Below are 16,045 nucleotides of genomic sequence, written 5' to 3'. Positions count from 1 at the left end.
GCGCCGGTTGCGGACGGGCGGTGCGTGTCCGAGGGGCGAGACGGCGGTGTCCGTGCGGAGGCGGGGTTAACGGCCGCGAGGCCCTGGATTCCCCGCCGTAGGGCTGTCGGTGACCGTCTCGTCTCACATCGCGGACGATCGCGTCTCAAAATACGACACACCGGTGACATGTCCGGCGATCCGTCCCTACGATCGTCGTTATGAAGCGCCAGGCGGACGACCTCACGAAGCGGCGGGCAGTAGACCTGTGCCGCGTCGCCGCCATGCTCTGTCGCACTTTCTGAGCGGAAGCGCAGGCTTCCGTCTTTCCCCCCCGTGTCCCTGATCAGGACACCCGCGCGAGCGCGCACCCTTTCTCTCACGCACCGCACCGCCGTAACTGCCCCGGAGGAGAAAAGCATGAGCCGCAGTGACGTCCTGGTCGACGCCGACTGGGTCGAGGCCAACCTCGACAACCCGAGCGTGGCGATCGTCGAGGTCGACGAGGACACGTCCGCGTACGAGAAGAACCACATCAAGAACGCGATCCGGATCGACTGGACGAAGGACCTCCAGGACCCGGTACGCCGTGACTTCGTCGACCAGGAGGGCTTCGAGAAGCTCCTGTCCGGCAAGGGCATCGGCAACGACACGCTGGTGATCCTCTACGGCGGCAACAACAATTGGTTCGCGTCGTACGCCTACTGGTACTTCAAGCTCTACGGCCACGACAACGTCAAGCTCCTCGACGGTGGCCGCAAGAAGTGGGAGCTGGACGCCCGCGAGCTGGTGGAAGAGGTCCCCGCGCGTCCCGCCACGGACTACAAGGCGAAGCCGCAGAACAAGGCGATCCGCGCCTTCCGCGACGACGTCGTGGCGGCGATCGGTTCGCAGAACCTGGTCGACGTCCGTTCGCCCGACGAGTTCAGCGGCAAGCTGCTCGCGCCGGCGCACCTTCCGCAGGAGCAGTCGCAGCGTCCGGGCCACGTCCCGTCCGCACGCAACATCCCGTGGTCGAAGAACGCCAACGACGACGGCACGTTCAAGTCGGACGACGAGCTCAAGGAGCTCTACGCCGACGAGCAGGTCGACCTGGCCAAGGACACGATCGCGTACTGCCGTATCGGCGAGCGCTCGGCCCTGACCTGGTTCGTGCTGCACGAGCTGCTCGGTGTCGAGAACGTCAAGAACTACGACGGTTCCTGGACCGAGTACGGCTCCCTGGTCGGCGTTCCGATCGAGCTCGGCGCCAACAAGTAAGCAACCGCACCACCGCTGCGACCTGAAGGAAACAAGACATGTGTGGAGCGAAGGCCGGCGGCCCCGACGCCTCGACGATCAAGCCCGGTGAGACCACGATCCAGGGCCAGGTGACCCGCAACGGCGAGCCGGTCACGGGCTACGTCCGGCTCCTGGACTCGACCGGCGAGTTCACCGCGGAGGTCCCGACCTCCGCCACGGGCCAGTTCCGCTTCTACGCGGCCGAGGGCACCTGGACCGTCCGCGCCCTCGTCCCGGGCGCCACCGCCGACCGCACGGTGGTCGCCCAGACGGGCGGCCTGGCGGAGGTGGCGATCGCCGTCTGATCGCCGTACTGCTGGTCGAAGGGCCGCACCTGTTTCCGGGTGCGGCCCTTTGGCGTGCCCAGGCCTACCCTGGAAACATGCTGGCTCGCCGCCGTCGCACGTACTTCGTCATGATGGGCATCTGCATCGGGCTGTTCGTCCTGGCCTGGGGTGTGGTGCGGATCTGGTCGGTGCCCGTGGCCGTCGGGATGTGTGTGGTCGCGATGCTGATCCCGCCGGTCGCCGCGATGGTCGCGAACCGGCGCGGCCCCGACGACCGCTGGTGGGACGACCCGTCCGGCGATCCCAAGTCCGACGAGTGGTGGGACGAGCTGGACGGCAAGAAGCGCCGCCCGTAAGGCGCGCGGCGAGCGGGTAGAGGGCGGACATGTCGCCTACGAGACTCTCCACCGTGGTGCTGGACGCGCGGGACGCGCACGAACTGGCCGGCTTCTACGCCCGCCTGCTCGGTTACGTGATCCGGGCCGAGGAACCCGACTGGGTGCTGATCGGCCCGCCCGACGGCGGCACCGGCCTGTCCTTCCAGACCGAGCCGGAGTACGTCCCGCCGGTGTGGCCGACCCGCAACCCCGGCGAGCAGCAGATGATGCTGCACCTCGACATTGAGGTTGACGACCTGGAGACCGAGACGGCGAGGGCGGTGGCGGAGGGGGCCACGCTCGCCGATCACCAGCCCCAGGACCACGTACGGGTCTTCTTCGACCCGGCGGGACACCCGTTCTGCTTGTGGCGACGGGAGTAGCCGGGAGTAGGGGGTCGGTCAGAGTTCGTCCTTGGGGTTGGGGTTGGTGCCGTCGTTGAGGGCGATGGCCAGCAGGGAGGCCGCCTGGCGGGCGTCGGAGATGTCGGCCCCGGCGACGCTCGTGCTGGCGCCGTCGTCCGTGCCGTTGACGTGGCCGACGTAGACGTGGCTGACGTTGGCCCAGTTCCGGATCAGGGCGATCTGCTGGGAGCTGTAGGTGACCGAGTCCCCGCTGTCGAAGGAGGGCGCGACCCGGTCGGCCAGGGTACGGAAGCGGGCCGCCTCCGAGATGCCGAAGATGACGGTGAGCAGACCGCGGGCCTGGTTGAGTCGGGACGAGCTCGTGTTGGACAGGTCGAACAGGGCCTGCGAGAGGGGGCCGGGGCCGACGGTGACACTGGTCAGGGCCTGGTTGGCGACCCGGGAGAGGGCGTCGTAGCCCTCCCGGCCGACGAAGAAGTTGTCGTCGGTGCCCGACTCGTTGGGGACGTTCCGGATGAGGTTGAGGACGCGGTTGCTGGACCCGCCCACCGCGTAGACCCGCACCACGTACAGGTCGCTGAGGCGTACCACGGCGTGCACGGTGGGCGCGGAGTGTCCCGGGGAGCTGATGACGACGTCGGCGAAGTTGTTCGTCCTGCGGTTGTCCAGGACGGTGACGGTGACCCGGTTGCCCCGCGTGTTGACCACCGGACCGGTCAGCCGCGCGTTGGCCGTGCTGCGGGCCAGCGCGTCCAGGGCGCTGAGCATGGCGCGGTAGCCGTCGGCGCCGTCGTCGACGTTCCAGTGAACCTGCGGGAAGTTGGTCTGCGCCACCTCCTGCGCGTCGATCTTCACACTGTGGGGCGCGGGGGCGGTGGCGGCCGCCCCGAGGGAGGACATGCCGGAGGTGCCGGACACCACGACCGCTCCCGCGAGGACGCACGGAAGGGCTGCCGAGAGGCTGACACGTCGGACGAGGCTGGCACGCATGGGGGGCTCCGATCGGGAGGAGGAGGGGGAGGAAACAGAGCCATATGTCCGGCTCGGTCCCACCGAGACTCACATCGACGGAGTTGATTCACACCCCCTCCCACCAGGGAAATCAATCCTGCGGCCACAGCCACAGCCACAGCCACGGCCATGGCCATGAGCTGGGCCGCATCTCCTCGTCCGTCGGAGGTGCCTTCAGAGGCGACCGAGGGGCGTCACGCGGCCGGGTCGTCGTCGATCCGGAGTTCGTTCACCCACTGCTGCGCCGAGGCCAAGTCGTCGGCGGTGCCGACCGCTTGGTAGGTGAAGCCGTCCCACTCCTCCAGGACGCGCGGCTCGTCCGGCCGGAGGTGACCGGCGCCGCCGGGCACGGGCCGGTGGCGCCGGAAGACGTCCATCGGCGGTCGGCGCCGCTTGTCGTACGGCGCGAGCGGGTCGCCTGCGTCGACGCGCGGGACAGCGCGCGACGGCTGGTTCGGCGGGCCGGGTCGACTGTGCTTGCCCATGCGGTCGATGGTCTCAGGCCGCGATCGGCGTCGGTCTGGCGGCGGCGAGTTCCCTCGCCCGGGTCCGTACGTCGTCGACTGTGGTGGTCCCGTACGGGCGGGCGGCGTCCAGCAGTGTGTTGAGACGGGACGCGACGAGGGTGGAGTCGATGCGGGCGGCGGCGTCGAGTGCCTCGTGGGCCGCGGCTGCGCCCCGCTCGGCCTCGCCCTCGTCGAACAGCGCGGCGGCGAGGCCGACGCGGTCCATGACCTTCACGCGGTCGAAGCCGGACCTGCGCAGTCGTAGCGCGTCCTCGAAGTGGGTGCTCGCGGACAAGAAGCGCCGCGCGGCCGCCCCACGCCGCAGGTCAACCGGACGCGGGCCGCAGGTTGTTCATGAGCAGGCCGAGGGTGAACTCGAAGCGGTCGGGGCCGGTGCCGGAGATCAGTTCGGCGGCGTGGGCTCGGGTCTGTGGGAACTGCTCGGCCGGCAGGGCCGTGAAGCGGGCCAGCAACTCCTCCTGGCTGAGCACCCATTCCGGATCCTCGTGCCGCTGCCGTTGCCGGACCAGGGACTGTTCCAGGGCGTACGCGCTGACGTAGAGGGACAGCGCGTCGCGGGCCCAGCCGGCCGTTCTCGGTTCGATGCCGCCCGCGAGCAGGATCGCCAGGATTCCCTCGCCGACCCGCAGCGTCTCCAGGCTGGTCGGCACCATGGCCAGTGCGGCGCGTGAGACGCCGGGGTATTTCAGGTACAGGTCGCGGATCTGCGTGTACACCCCGAGCAGTTGCTCGCGCCAGGCGGCCGGGTCCGGTTCGGGGAGCGTGACCTCGGCGTAGAGCCTGCCGATCAGCAGGTCGTCGATGTCGTCCTTGTTGACGATGTGCGCGTACAGCGACGACGGGCCGGTGCCGAGCACGGCGGCGACCCGGCGGATGGTCAGCGCGTCGTACCCCTCGGTGGCTACGACTTCCAGGGCGGCGTCGGTGATCCGCTCGACGGTGATCGGCTTCTTGCGGGCCGCGCGGCGTTGGCGGGGATCACGGGGATCACTGGGATCACGGGGATCAGCGGGCATGCCGACCACCTTACCTTGACACGAACTAAGTTCGTTAAGTAGAACTTAGTTCGTCAGAACGAACTTAGTTCGTGCCGAGGCGCCGAAGCACCGAGGTGTCGAGGTACCGAGGTATCGAAATCCCGGAGGTACGTCATGCGCGTTTCCGTAGTCGGAGCCGGTCTGGGAGGCCTCGCTCTCGCCCAAGGCCTGCGCGGTGCCGGCATCGAGGCCGACGTGTTCGAGCGCGACCCGGGGATCGTCGCCCGGTTCCAGGGCTACCGGCTCGTGCTGAACCCGACCGGGTTCCAGGCGGTGCGCGACTGCCTGCCGACGCGCTGGCACCCGCTGCTGGACGAGATCGTCATGGACGCCTCCGCCGAGCAGCTCATCCTGGACCCCCAGCTGAACGAGATCGGCAGGCTCGGCGCGGGCCGCACCGGCATCGTGGTCGACCGCCAGGTGCTACGACACCTGCTCCTGACCGGCCTCACCGTGCACACCGACGCCGCGCTGACCGGCTACGAGGTGCAGCCCGACGGCACCGTCCAGGCCCGGTTCGCCCACCGCGCCCCGGCCACCGCCGACCTGCTCGTCGGCGCGGACGGCGTCACCTCGGCGGTTCGCGGGGTGCTGTCGCCGCGGACCACCCCGACCGACACCGGCGTCCGCTTCGTCATCGGCCGCACCCCGCTGACCGACGAGTTCGCCGGCCTGTCCAAGGCGTACGGCTCGAAGATCGCGGGCGACGGTGTCAGCCTGCTGCTCGGCGCGATGCGCTTCCGCACCCCGCCGAAGCAGGCCGCCGAGCAGCTGGCCCCCGACGTCACCCTGCCCGACATCGGCGACTACGTGCGCTGGGCCATGATCCTGCCCTCCAACGGCGGCTCGCTGGAGAACCTGACCGCGCAGGATGCCGTGCTGTCCAGGATGGACGGCTGGCACCCGGAGCTGCGCGCGCTGATCGAGCAGGCCGACCCGGACAACAGCACCCTGCTGTCCATCCGGGTGGTCAAGCCCGGTGAGCGCTGGGCGCCCGGCCCGGTCACACTGCTCGGCGACGCGATCCACGCCACCTCCCCGACCGGGGGCAACGGCGCGAACACCGCGCTGCGCGACGCGGACCTGCTGCGCCGCTGCCTGATCGAGGCGGACGGCGGCCGCCGGGATCTGCTCGACGCGGTCGGCGACTACGAGCGGCAGATGTTCGACTACGGCGCCGAGGCCGTGCGCAGCAGCCTCGAGAAGCTGCCCGCGTTCGCGCCCGAGGCGAAGCTGTCCTGAGGCCGGGATGCACCGTGCATGGTGGCGCGGTTGTGGGAGCGGATCGAGCGGGTCCTGGACGCCTACGGCGAAGCCGATCGCCTACGGCACCGGCGGCTGCCGAGCCTGTCGCTGTCCCGGCCCTGACCTACGAGACGGTCCAGACCGCAGGCCGGCGTTCGTCGCCGCTCCGGGTGGCACCGTCACCTTCACCAAGGCGGGCAGCCCCCAGGTGTGGAAGGTGCCGAACGGCGTCCACGGCATCGCCGTCGACCTGTGGGGTGCGGGCGGGGGCGGAGGCGCCGTGGGCATGCCCATCACCTGCAAGCTCGCGGTCCACCCCGGCCTGCCGGTGCAGATCATCGTCGGCAAGGGCGGCGAGTACGGCCTGGTCGTCGGTACCGGCGGCGGGGGCAAGCACACGGCACGGCCGGCAGGAACGGCAGGAACGGCAGCAACGGCGCGGTGATCATCAAGTACTGACCGCTACGGCTAGCCCGCTAGCCCGATAACTAGCTAGCTATCCCGCCCGCCCGGATACGGAAGTCTTCGGGCGGGCATCGTCATGTCCGGTGCGGGGAGCGGCAGTTACGCCGTCGTCGCGATGATCGCCATCAGCAGACCGCCGATGCACATCGCCGTGAGCGCGCCCATCCAGAACGCGTCCTCGCGCAGCGCCCGGGGTGCGCGGAACCGGCGTCGACGCCGGGCGGGTGGGGGTGTGGGGGCGGGTACGGGTACGGCGGGTGGTGGTGCCGGGGGCTCCGCCTGTCGTACGACGGGCAACGGCGCCGTCGGCATGAGCGGGGGCGGTAGCGTCCAGGCCGGGGGGACCTGGATCAGCTGGTGAGGGCGGGGACGGTTCATACGGGGTGGGCCTCGCTGCGGTGTTTGCGGAGCAGGACGTTCGCGTCGGTCTCGGCGCTGTAGTCGCGCGCGGTGCGGGCGGCGGCCCGGACCTCGGCCAGTTCCGCGCAGCCCGCGCAACCGGGGGCGGGTTGCGGCGGTACGGCGACCAGGAACGGGGCGTCGGTGCGTGCGCGGTGGTTCGCCGCGCGGACCCCGGCGCTGATGCGTTCCTGGTCCGTCGCCGGCCGCAACGACCCCGGGTCGGCCTGCCATTCGCGCCCGCCGCCGACCGGGCGCAACAGGGCGTAGGGGCCTGCCTTGTCCTGGTACTCGCCGACCGTGTCGGTTGCCGGGTCGTAGAGCAGCGTTCCGGGTTCCATCGGCGCATCCTCCTCTTCCTTTTTATGCAACTTCCGTACAGAATGCGACAGTTGCACTACTCTGTGCATTCCTGGGTGTGTTACGAGGATGGCCCAGGGCGGAGGCGAATGCAGCGCCAAAGGGCTCAACTTCCGCGCCTGGCGCGCCAAATTCCACAAATTCCACAGGAGGTTGTGATGCCGCAACGGGTTGCTGTGACGGCGCTGAGCCATGAACCCAGGAAGCGGTTTGCCGAAGAGGTGAAGAGGCTGAGGACTGAACGGGGCCTGAGTCTGCGGGACTTGTCGAAGGTGGTGGGCTGGGATCCGTCGCTGTTCGGCAAGATGGAGCGCGGGGGCACGTTGGGTGGGCCCGAGGTCGTGCAGGCGCTGGATCACTACTACGGCACGGGTCGGATGCTGCTCATCCTGTGGGAGTTGGCAGTTGGTGACCCGACTCAGTTCAAGGAGCAGTACCGGCGCTACATGATGTTGGAGGCCGAGGCGGTCAGCCTGTGGCACTACGCGGTGAGCGCTCCGCCGGGTTTGCTTCAGACGGACGGCTACGTGCGCGAAGCACTCGCGGTCGGCTGGATCAGCAGCCAGGAGTTGGACCAGCAGGTCGAAGCACGCGCAGGGCGACGGAAGTTGCTGGAAGGCGAGGACGCGCCCTCGTTCCGAACCGTCCTCTCCGAGGCGGTACTGCGCACGCCCCTCCGTGATGTGCTGGCGTGGCGGGAACAGTTGGAGCACCTGGCGGAGATGGCGCAGCGCCCGAACATCACCATCCAGGTGCTGCCGTTAAGCGTTGGCCCGCACGGCCTGATGAACACCGCCGTGAAGTTCCTGCGGCTGCTGGACGGTCGCACCATCGCCTACACCGAGAACGACCTGCGCGGTGAACTGATCCAAGAAAACGCCTCAGTTGAAGAGCTTCAACGTAGGTACGATTCGGTGCGTGACCTGGCGCTGTCTCCGACCGAGTCGCGAACGTTCATCTTGAGGATGTTGGAGGAAGTCCCTTGCGAGCCATCGACCTAAACGGTGTGACGTGGCGGAAAAGCAGCTACAGCAACACGAGTGGCGGCGACTGCATCGAGGTGTCCGACGACTTGCTGAGCGCCGCCGACTGGCACACGAGCAGCTATAGCAACACGGACGGCGGCGATTGCGTCGAGGTCGCCTCCAACCTCCCCCTCGTCCCCGTCCGGGACAGCAAGAACCCCACCCACGGCACCCTGTTCTTCGGTGTCGACGCGTGGGCGGAGTTCATCCAAGCTCAGTAGACGAGCGCCTGCGTACCGTCGGCCATAACCTCCTGCACGAACACCTGCGCCCCGGCGATCCGAACCCCCTCGATGACATCCTTCTCGGAGATGTCCCGGCGGGCCGCGCACTGTGTGCACAGGGTGACGCGGCCCGCGGCGAGGATCGAGTCGATCAGGTCGGGCAGTGGGGCCGCGTGCGGGAGTTCGAACTCGGCCGCGCGGCCCGGCAGGGCGAACCAGGCGGACTCGCCGGTCAGCCACAGGGAGACGTCCACTCCGCTGGCGACGGCGACCGCGGCCACCGTAAAGGCCTGTGAGCAGCGTTCGGGGGCGTCGGCCCCTGCGGTCACCTTGATCACGAGCTTCTTCGACATGGCCGAATCGTAATCAACTCCCTTACAACTCCTTGCGTTGGCCATGGGTCTCCTGTGCGCGCATATGGAATGCGCACGTCATGTTCCGTGGGGGACGTTTTGGAAGTACCGGAAGAATCCATCGAAGAAGTGCCCGAGCCTGAGCCGGAGTCGGGGCCCGCGCCCCGCCCGCGCCGCCGGGGTCGTACCACCCTCCTGATCGCCGTCGCCGCCGTACTCGGTGTCGTGGCCGGTACCTGTACGGGATTCCTCGTACAGGCGAACCGCGCACCCGACAAGCTGCCCTCGCTCGCGCAGAGCACCCTCACGCAGGCGAAGGGGCCGGCGCCCGAGCCGTTGTCCGCCGCGCAGGACCGCCAGGTCAAGGTCGACGGCGACCTGCGCAAGCTGCTGCTCAAGAAGCCGAGCGGGGCGAAGGACGCCGTCCTGCCCGACGGCATCGACGGCTGGCTGGACCTGGCCGACTATTCCGAGCGGTTCAACGGTCCGGACGAGGAGTTCGGCTACGAGGTCGACCAGGAGTTCCGGCGCGCCGCCATCGCCCAGTGGCGCGACGGCACGCGCGACGTCGACATCGTCCTGGCGCAGTACCGCCAGGTGGTCGGCCTCGGCGCCTCCCAGAACACCACCGACTCCTTCTACTGGGCCGAACGCGGGCCCCACACCAGCAGCTGGCCCATCCCCGGCACGGGCGACGGACGGGCGTACGTCCACGGTGCCGAGGACGGCGTGTACAGCGCCGAGGCCCTCGCCTGGCGCGGCGACGTCTTCGTGGACATCTGGATCTACGACGCGAAGCCGATCCCGAAGAAGAAGATCATGGATCTTGCCGAGCGGCAGATGGAGCGGTTGTGACCGAGAACCAGGTCGGCGAGGTGGGCCCGGTGGAGCCCGTGGAGTCAACTCCCTTGCCCAACGCCGAAGTTGCTCCAGGAGCTGAGGTCACTGCGAAGCCCGTGCGCCGGGGTCGTATCGCCGCGGTCGTCGGCTGTGCGGTGCTCGCCCTCGCCGTCGTCGGCGGGGTCGGCTACACCGTCGTGACCGTGAACGGTGCCGACCGGGACGCGGGCGCCCCCGTGTGGAAGTTCCCCAAGGCCGCGGCGGAGCGGAAGGCTGCGGCGGCCAAGGGGCTGAGCGCCGTGCTCCAGCCGTACACCGCCCACGGGTACGTCCGCGGGCCGGACATCGAGGAGTTCGGGTCCGAGGCCGAGCTCACCGGGCGCGAGGCCACCGCCCTGCGCAAGGAGGACTTCAGCGGCCTGCCGCGCATGCAGCGGCTCCTGGTGGAGAAGCAGATCGACCAGGAGCAGATCAAGGGCCTGGCCATGCGCAGCTACCTCTATCCCGCCGCGCAGGAGACCAACGCGTACACGGTCAAGGTCCAGCTGGTCCAGATGGACGCGAAGGCCGCGCGCAGCCTCGTGACGTACGAGAACGGACTCCTGGGCACGGTGAGCGCGTTCCGCGAAGGGCCCGCCGTCCCGGGCCACAAGGACGCGAAGTGCTTCCTGTCGAAGAAGGTGGCCGGGGAGAAGCTCACCGAGATGCTCTGCTTCGCGGCCGAGGCCGACGCCATGATCACGCTCAGCGCGTCCGGGACCAAGGCGATGGACACGAAGGAGATCGTGTCGTTCCTGAGCGGTCAGCTCGACCGGGTCAAGACAACGGGGGAAGCGGTATGACCGAGCAACAGCAGTCCGTGACCCCGGAGACCCCGGAGACCCCGGAGACCCCGGAGACCTTGGAGGTGACTCCGGAGGTGACCCCGGACGTGGTTCCGGCTGTGATTCCGCCCATGCCGGAAGCGCCCCCGCTGGTACCCCGGGTGCGCAAGGACCGCCGGGTGCTGCGCGCGGCCCTGCGCTGGACGGCCGCCGTCGTCGTGTTCGCGGCGGCCGGTGCGGGAACGGCGTACGGCGTCACGCAGATGAAGCGGACCGACGTACCCGGACTCGCGACCGCGTCCGACGGGCGCTGGGACTACCCGGAGATCACCCGGCCGCCCCTGCCCTCCGGCAGCCCGGGCCCCTTCGCCGTGGGCAACCTCACGAACGCCCACTACGCCGACCAGCGCGCACTGCTCCTCCCGGCGCCGAAGGGCGCGAAGGCCGACGCGTCGCTGCGCGGCACGGACGGCTGGCTGCCGACGAAGACGTTCCTCGCGCAGTACGCCGACACGGCCGAGCGCAAGGAACTCGCCCAGAAACTGACCGACGCCGGCCTCCGCCACATCGCCGCCCGCGGCTGGACCGCGCCGGACGGCACGCACACCCGGATCTACCTGCTCCAGTTCGGCACCGGGGTCGCCGCCGATGAACTGTTCTCCCCGGGCCTCATCTCGTACGACAGCCCGGTCTACGCCCTGGACGGCGCCCCGGCGACCTCCTACGACGACGCGGTCAAGTCCGAGATCCTCGACGATCACGTCAAGGCGTCGGCGTACGTCGAGGACAAGCCGGTCGGCCCGGAGGACGTCCGCCAGGCCTATCTCTCGGCCGGTGACACCCTCGGCCTGATCGTCCAGTCCCGCAAGGGCGTCGCGAAGGCGGTCCCGTTCCGGCAGACGGTGACCCTCCAGAGCCAGCTGCTGGGCTGATGCCCGCGTAGCCGTACCTCACCGTGAGCGCCGGGTCCCAGCCGCGTAAGCTGGGGCCCGGCCTGTGTACGTACCGCTCAAGGAGCACCCGTGTTGGAGATCTTCTTCGAAACCCTGCTGGTCCTGGTCTGCGTCGGCGTCCTCGCCTTCGCCGGACTGAGCGTGAAGAAGCTGTACCAGGGCCAGCGCTGACCCCCACCGAGGAACTGCTGACGTCATGATCGAGATCCCGTCCGACCTCCACAAGGACCTGGTCCCCCTCGTCTTCCTGCTCGGCGAGTGGGCCGGCGCGGGTGTGCACGACTTCCCCGGCTCCGAGAAGTGCAACTTCGGCCAGGAGGTCTCCTTCACGCACGACGGCCGCGACTTCCTGGAGTACCGCTCCCACACCTGGGTCCTGGACAACGACGGCAACAAGGTCCGCCCCCTGGAGACCGAGTCCGGCTTCTGGCGCATCGACGCGGACCGCAAGGTCGAGGTCACGATGACCCGCGACGACGGAGTCGTCGAGATCTGGTACGGCGAGCTGGCCAAGCAGAAGCCCCAGATCGACCTGGTCACGGACGCCGTCGCCCGCACGGCCGCCTCCGGCCCGTACACCGGCGGCAAGCGTCTCTACGGCTACGTCAAGAGCGACCTCATGTGGGTCGGCGAGAAGCAGACCCCCGAGGTCGAACTCCGCCCCTACATGTCCGCCCACCTGAAGAAGATCGTCACCCCGGACGACGTCGAACGCTGGGCGAAGGCCCTCCCGGACGACATGCCGGACGACGGGATCGCTTTCTTCAAGTAGTTCTAGACTCTGAGGTGTGGTGAGCACCCAAGGCACGGACCCAGGCACCGACTGGAAGACCGATCTGCGGCAGCGCGGCTACCGGCTGACCCCGCAGCGGCAGCTCGTGCTCGAAGCCGTGGACACCCTGGAGCACGCGACCCCCGACGACATCCTCATCGAGGTGAGGAAGACGGCGTCGGGGGTCAACATCTCCACCGTGTACAGAACCCTGGAGCTGCTCGAAGAGCTCCAGCTGGTCAGTCACGCGCATCTGGGGCACGGGGCGCCGACGTACCACCTCGCGGACCGGCACCATCACATCCATCTGGTCTGCCGGGACTGTGACAACGTCATCGAGACGGACGTGGCGGTGGCCGGCGAGTTCACGGCCAAGCTCCGCGAGACCTTCGGCTTCGAGACCGACATGAAGCATTTCGCCATCTTCGGCCGGTGCCGGGACTGCTCGCTCAAGACTTCAACTACCGAGTCGTAGGCTTACCGGTATGAAGAGCCCCCTGTTGTCCCTGCCCGGCGCCGTCCCCGCCGAAGGAGTGGACGAAGGCGTCGCCGCCCACTACGGCGACCTGTTCCGTGAGCAGCGCACCCTCGCCGACGGCACCGGTTTCGTCGACCTCTCGCACCGCGGCGTCGTCGCGGTCACCGGCGACGACCGCCTGAGCTGGCTGCACCTGCTGCTCACCCAGCACGTCAGCGACCTCCCCACCGGCGTCGCCACCGAGGCCCTGATCCTCTCCGCGCACGGCCACATCGAGCACGCCCTGTACCTCGTCGACGACGGCACGACGGTCTGGATGCACACCGAACCCGACACCCAGGAGGCGCTCATCGCCTACCTGGAGTCGATGAAGTTCTTCTACCGCGTCGAAGTCACCGACCGCACAAGCGAGTTCGCGGTCGTGTACGTCCCCGCCGGTTCCATCGCCGAGGTCCCGTCCGGTGCCGTCGTACGCGAGACGCCCTACGGCCGCGACCTCTTCCTCCCGCGCGAGGACCTGGAGTCGTACGCCGAGAAGTCGGGCCCCCCGGCCGGGATCCTGGCCTACGAGGCGTTGCGCGTCGAGCACCACCGCCCCCGCCTCGGCTTCGAGACCGACCACCGCACGATCCCGCACGAGCTGGGCTGGATCGGCACGGCGGTCCATCTCCAGAAGGGCTGCTACCGCGGCCAGGAGACGGTCGCCCGCGTCCAGAACCTGGGCAAGCCCCCGCGCCGCCTCGTCTTCCTCCACCTCGACGGCAGCGAGGTCCATCTCCCGGGCCACGGCACGGAGTTGAGGCTCGCGGAGGAGGGCGCGGAGGGCCGGAAGATCGGCTTCATCACGACGTCCGTACGGCACCACGAACTGGGCCCGATCGCCCTCGCACTGGTGAAGCGGAACGTGCCGTTGGACGCGCCGCTGCTGGCCGACAGTACGGCGGCCGCTCAGGAAGTGGTCGTAGAGCCCTAGGGCCGGCTTCCTAGAGGTCCACGACCACCGTGAACGGGCCGTCGTTCGTGAGGGAGACGCGCATCTGGGCGCCGAAGCGGCCCGTCGCCACGGTGGCGCCCAGCGAGCGGAGTTGGGCGACGACCTCGTCGACGAGGGGCTCCGCGACATCGCCGGGGGCGGCGGCGTTCCAGGTGGGCCGACGTCCCTTGCGGGCATCGCCGTACAGCGTGAACTGGCTGATGACGAGCAGCGGCGCATCGACATCGCTGCACGACTTCTCGTCGTGGAGCATGCGGATCGACCAGAGTTTGCGGGCCAGTTGGGCCGCCTTCTCCTTGGTGTCGTCGTGGGTGACGCCGACGAGGACGCACAGCCCCTCGCCGTCGATCGCCCCGACCGTCTCGCCTTCCACGACGACACTCGCGCCGTCCACCCTCTGCACCACAGCTCGCATGGACCCCATGATGCCGTGCGGGCGGGAAGGGCTCCGAGGCGGCCGTAGGAGGGCCTATTTTTGATCCTTAACCCCCCATCTGGGGCCGTTCGGGGGCACTCGGTCACATAGCGGCCAGTTGGGGTGGCACGATGCTGTCCACACGCCGGTCGAGGGGACGGGTAGAGGCACATGAGCACACCGAGTACCGGGCAGCCCCCTGGGCCTGTCTCGCTGATCCGCGCGGGAGGACCGGCCACGCGCCGCCCGCCCGTGCAGCGCGTGGACAGCCCGCTGCTGCCCGCCGAACCGCCCGCACCCGACCTGACCGCGCTACGGCTCCCGGAGCTGCGCGCGCTGCGCCGTGACGCCCAGCGCGACGAGGCGGACCTGAGTTACGTACGACGGCTGCTCCAGGGCCGGATCGACATCCTGCGCGCCGAACTGGCCCGGCGTTCCCCGGCAGGCGCGGCATCGGTGGTGGACCGTCTCTCGGAGATCCTCACCGACGCCCCCGCCCGCCACCGCTCCTCGGCCCGGCACGTCACGCTGGGCACCCCGCACAGCGAGGAGTACCGGCTGCTGGCCGCGGAGATGCTGGCCGAGGTCGAACTGTCCGACCTGGAGGCCCGCACCGACGTGGAACTGACCACGGCGATGGGCCGCCTGGTCCGGTACGAACAGCAGGTGTCCCGCCGCCGCCAGCTCCTCCAGCACACGGCCGACGGCTGTAGCGCGGAGATCGCCCGCAGGTACCGTGAGGGAGAGGCACAGGTGGACGACCTGCTGACGTGAGCGACGTGAGGGGCCCGATGTGACGGCTGAGGGTGCGGGGCATGCAGATGTGTCCCCTCCGGTGCTGGCGGAGGTGGTCCGCTCCGGCTTCGTCGAGAGCCGCCACCGGGGCAGCCTGGTGATCCTGGCGGCGGACGGTTCGGTGGAACTGGCCCTGGGTGACGTGACGACCCCCGTCTTCCCCCGCTCCTCCAACAAGCCGATGCAGGCGGCGGGCGTCCTGCGCGCGGGCCTCGACCTCACCGGCGAACGCCTCGCGATCGCCGCCGCGAGCCACTCCGGCGAACTCTTCCACCGCGATCTCGTACGCCGACTCCTCTCCGAACACGGCCTGGACGCGGGCCAGTTGCAGTGCCCGCCGGACCTCCCCCTCGACCCCGTCGAGCAGGAGACGTACCTGGCGTCGGGCGCCGTACGCGACCGCATCGCCATGAACTGCTCCGGCAAACACACGGCCATGCTGGCGGCGTCGGCACAACGGGGCTGGCCACTGGACTCCTACCTGGACCCCGAACACCCACTCCAGAAACTTATCCACAGGGTTGTGGAAGAAGTCTCGGGCGAGCGGGTGGCGGCCGTAGGCACAGACGGCTGCGGCGCCCCCCTCCTGGCCATCACCCTGACGGGCCTGGCCCGTGCGTACCGCACCTTCGTCCTGGCGGAGCCGGGTTCCCCGGAACGCCGAGTCGCCGACGCGATGCGAGCCCACCCCGAATACGTAGCCGGCACCCGCCGCCCGGACACCTGGCTGATGCGAGCGGTACCAGGCGCCCTGTCGAAGATGGGCGCGGAGGCGGTCCAGGCGCTAGCCCTCCCAGACGGCCGAGCCCTGGCGTTCAAGGTGGAGGACGGCGCGGGGCGAGCGCTGGGCCCGGTACTACGCCGAACACTGCACCTGATGGGCGTACCAACCGGGAAACTCGGAAAGGCGGCCGTACTGGGCGGTGGCCGTGAGGTGGGCGAGATCCGAGCGGTGTTCTAGAGGGCAGGGCTGGGCCACTCGCTTCTCAGCCAGCATCGGCCTCCGCCTTGCCGACCGGGTGTGGTGGGGCCGCACTCG

The 16,045-nt window shown here is 69.4% G+C and carries 25 protein-coding genes; 17 read left to right on the top strand and 8 right to left on the bottom strand.

Going from position 1 to position 16,045, the window contains the following annotated elements:
• Positions 1–200: 200 nt before the first annotated feature.
• From OO69_RS53860 to OO69_RS16220, 5 genes are all read left to right on the top strand, one after another.
• Positions 201–284, top strand: coding sequence for a putative leader peptide (locus tag OO69_RS53860; protein WP_366433785.1), 84 nt, complete (start codon positions 201–203; stop codon positions 282–284).
• Positions 285–399: 115 nt separating this feature from the next.
• A complete protein-coding gene (locus OO69_RS16235) occupies positions 400–1,239 on the top strand; it encodes a sulfurtransferase (protein ID WP_033281319.1) in 840 nt (279 codons plus the stop codon).
• Positions 1,240–1,277: 38 nt separating this feature from the next.
• Positions 1,278–1,565, top strand: coding sequence for a DUF1416 domain-containing protein (locus tag OO69_RS16230; protein WP_019064558.1), 288 nt, complete (start codon positions 1,278–1,280; stop codon positions 1,563–1,565).
• Between the two features lie 77 nt (positions 1,566–1,642).
• Positions 1,643–1,903 carry a DUF3099 domain-containing protein gene (locus tag OO69_RS16225; RefSeq protein WP_033281318.1) on the top strand — a complete coding sequence of 87 codons (261 nt, stop codon included), beginning with the start codon at positions 1,643–1,645 and terminating at the stop codon, positions 1,901–1,903.
• A 29-nt stretch (positions 1,904–1,932) separates the two neighbouring features.
• On the top strand, positions 1,933–2,307 hold the full coding sequence (locus tag OO69_RS16220) for a VOC family protein (protein WP_033281317.1): 375 nt from the start codon (positions 1,933–1,935) through the stop codon (positions 2,305–2,307).
• A gap of 18 nt (positions 2,308–2,325) precedes the next feature.
• Here OO69_RS16220 and OO69_RS16215 read toward each other — a convergent pair whose 3' ends face one another.
• The 4 genes from OO69_RS16215 to OO69_RS16200 all read right to left on the bottom strand — a co-directional run bounded on the left by OO69_RS16215 (position 2,326) and on the right by OO69_RS16200 (position 4,843).
• Positions 2,326–3,279 carry a ribosome-inactivating family protein gene (locus OO69_RS16215; protein WP_078652458.1) on the bottom strand — a complete coding sequence of 318 codons (954 nt, stop codon included), beginning with the start codon at positions 3,277–3,279 and terminating at the stop codon, positions 2,326–2,328.
• 215 nt (positions 3,280–3,494) lie between these two features.
• A complete protein-coding gene (locus OO69_RS16210) occupies positions 3,495–3,785 on the bottom strand; it encodes a DUF6087 family protein (protein WP_033281316.1) in 291 nt (96 codons plus the stop codon).
• Between the two features lie 13 nt (positions 3,786–3,798).
• A complete protein-coding gene (locus OO69_RS16205) occupies positions 3,799–4,101 on the bottom strand; it encodes a hypothetical protein (RefSeq protein WP_033281315.1) in 303 nt (100 codons plus the stop codon).
• A 31-nt stretch (positions 4,102–4,132) separates the two neighbouring features.
• Positions 4,133–4,843, bottom strand: coding sequence for a TetR/AcrR family transcriptional regulator (locus tag OO69_RS16200; RefSeq protein ID WP_051801052.1), 711 nt, complete (start codon positions 4,841–4,843; stop codon positions 4,133–4,135).
• Positions 4,844–4,978: 135 nt separating this feature from the next.
• Between OO69_RS16200 and OO69_RS16195 the strand changes: the two genes are divergently transcribed.
• Positions 4,979–6,106, top strand: a complete 1,128-nt coding sequence (locus tag OO69_RS16195) for an FAD-dependent oxidoreductase (protein ID WP_033281313.1) — start codon at positions 4,979–4,981, stop codon at positions 6,104–6,106.
• A 220-nt stretch (positions 6,107–6,326) separates the two neighbouring features.
• Positions 6,327–6,554, top strand: a complete 228-nt coding sequence (locus OO69_RS16190; RefSeq protein ID WP_033281312.1) for a hypothetical protein — start codon at positions 6,327–6,329, stop codon at positions 6,552–6,554.
• 119 nt (positions 6,555–6,673) lie between these two features.
• Here OO69_RS16190 and OO69_RS50150 read toward each other — a convergent pair whose 3' ends face one another.
• Entirely contained in the window at positions 6,674–6,886 is a 213-nt protein-coding gene (locus OO69_RS50150; protein ID WP_234444454.1) for a hypothetical protein, read from the bottom strand.
• Between the two features lie 62 nt (positions 6,887–6,948).
• On the bottom strand, positions 6,949–7,314 hold the full coding sequence (locus OO69_RS16185; RefSeq protein WP_033281311.1) for a hypothetical protein: 366 nt from the start codon (positions 7,312–7,314) through the stop codon (positions 6,949–6,951).
• Between the two features lie 177 nt (positions 7,315–7,491).
• Here OO69_RS16185 and OO69_RS16180 point away from each other — a divergent pair, with 177 nt between their 5' ends.
• Both OO69_RS16180 and OO69_RS16175 read left to right on the top strand, forming a co-directional pair.
• Positions 7,492–8,334, top strand: a complete 843-nt coding sequence (locus OO69_RS16180; protein WP_033281310.1) for a helix-turn-helix domain-containing protein — start codon at positions 7,492–7,494, stop codon at positions 8,332–8,334.
• On the top strand, positions 8,316–8,579 hold the full coding sequence (locus OO69_RS16175; RefSeq protein WP_033281309.1) for a DUF397 domain-containing protein: 264 nt from the start codon (positions 8,316–8,318) through the stop codon (positions 8,577–8,579). The genes OO69_RS16180 and OO69_RS16175 overlap by 19 nt, the downstream gene beginning before the upstream one ends.
• On the opposite strand, the gene OO69_RS16170 is transcribed toward OO69_RS16175, so the two are convergent.
• Complete coding sequence (locus OO69_RS16170) at positions 8,573–8,935, bottom strand: DsrE family protein (RefSeq protein WP_033281308.1); 363 nt, start codon at positions 8,933–8,935, stop codon at positions 8,573–8,575. The two genes, OO69_RS16175 and OO69_RS16170, sit on opposite strands and share 7 nt — an antisense overlap.
• Before the next feature lie 87 nt (positions 8,936–9,022).
• Between OO69_RS16170 and OO69_RS16165 the strand changes: the two genes are divergently transcribed.
• The 6 genes from OO69_RS16165 to OO69_RS16135 all read left to right on the top strand — a co-directional run bounded on the left by OO69_RS16165 (position 9,023) and on the right by OO69_RS16135 (position 13,775).
• Positions 9,023–9,790: a hypothetical protein gene (locus OO69_RS16165; RefSeq protein WP_033281307.1), complete on the top strand. Its 768-nt coding sequence runs from the start codon at positions 9,023–9,025 to the stop codon at positions 9,788–9,790.
• The gene (locus OO69_RS16160) at positions 9,787–10,617 is read left to right on the top strand and encodes a hypothetical protein (RefSeq protein ID WP_033281306.1); all 831 of its coding nucleotides are present in this window, start codon (positions 9,787–9,789) and stop codon (positions 10,615–10,617) included. Before OO69_RS16165 ends, OO69_RS16160 begins: the two co-directional genes overlap by 4 nt.
• A complete protein-coding gene (locus OO69_RS16155) occupies positions 10,614–11,531 on the top strand; it encodes a hypothetical protein (protein ID WP_420707878.1) in 918 nt (305 codons plus the stop codon). The genes OO69_RS16160 and OO69_RS16155 overlap by 4 nt, the downstream gene beginning before the upstream one ends.
• Positions 11,532–11,748: 217 nt before the next feature.
• Complete coding sequence (locus OO69_RS16145; RefSeq protein ID WP_019062576.1) at positions 11,749–12,324, top strand: FABP family protein; 576 nt, start codon at positions 11,749–11,751, stop codon at positions 12,322–12,324.
• A 16-nt stretch (positions 12,325–12,340) separates the two neighbouring features.
• Positions 12,341–12,799: a Fur family transcriptional regulator gene (locus OO69_RS16140; RefSeq protein WP_051801050.1), complete on the top strand. Its 459-nt coding sequence runs from the start codon at positions 12,341–12,343 to the stop codon at positions 12,797–12,799.
• Positions 12,800–12,809: 10 nt separating this feature from the next.
• Positions 12,810–13,775, top strand: a complete 966-nt coding sequence (locus OO69_RS16135) for a YgfZ/GcvT domain-containing protein (RefSeq protein ID WP_033281305.1) — start codon at positions 12,810–12,812, stop codon at positions 13,773–13,775.
• Between the two features lie 10 nt (positions 13,776–13,785).
• On the opposite strand, the gene dtd is transcribed toward OO69_RS16135, so the two are convergent.
• Complete coding sequence (gene dtd / locus OO69_RS16130; RefSeq protein ID WP_033281304.1) at positions 13,786–14,211, bottom strand: D-aminoacyl-tRNA deacylase; 426 nt, start codon at positions 14,209–14,211, stop codon at positions 13,786–13,788.
• A gap of 171 nt (positions 14,212–14,382) precedes the next feature.
• On the opposite strand from dtd, the gene OO69_RS16125 reads away from it, so the two are divergent.
• Together OO69_RS16125 and OO69_RS16120 are read left to right on the top strand one after the other, a co-directional pair.
• A complete protein-coding gene (locus OO69_RS16125) occupies positions 14,383–14,985 on the top strand; it encodes a hypothetical protein (RefSeq protein ID WP_033281303.1) in 603 nt (200 codons plus the stop codon).
• Positions 14,986–15,004: 19 nt separating this feature from the next.
• On the top strand, positions 15,005–15,967 hold the full coding sequence (locus tag OO69_RS16120; protein ID WP_051801049.1) for an asparaginase: 963 nt from the start codon (positions 15,005–15,007) through the stop codon (positions 15,965–15,967).
• The last annotated feature ends 78 nt before the right edge of the window (positions 15,968–16,045 follow it).

Source organism: Streptomyces sp. NRRL F-525 (assembly GCF_000716605.1).
In the GTDB taxonomy this organism is placed as follows: Bacteria; Actinomycetota; Actinomycetes; order Streptomycetales; family Streptomycetaceae; genus Streptomyces.
The sequence above is the reverse complement of the archived record's forward strand: the minus strand, read 5'-3'. Positions and strand labels throughout refer to the sequence as shown.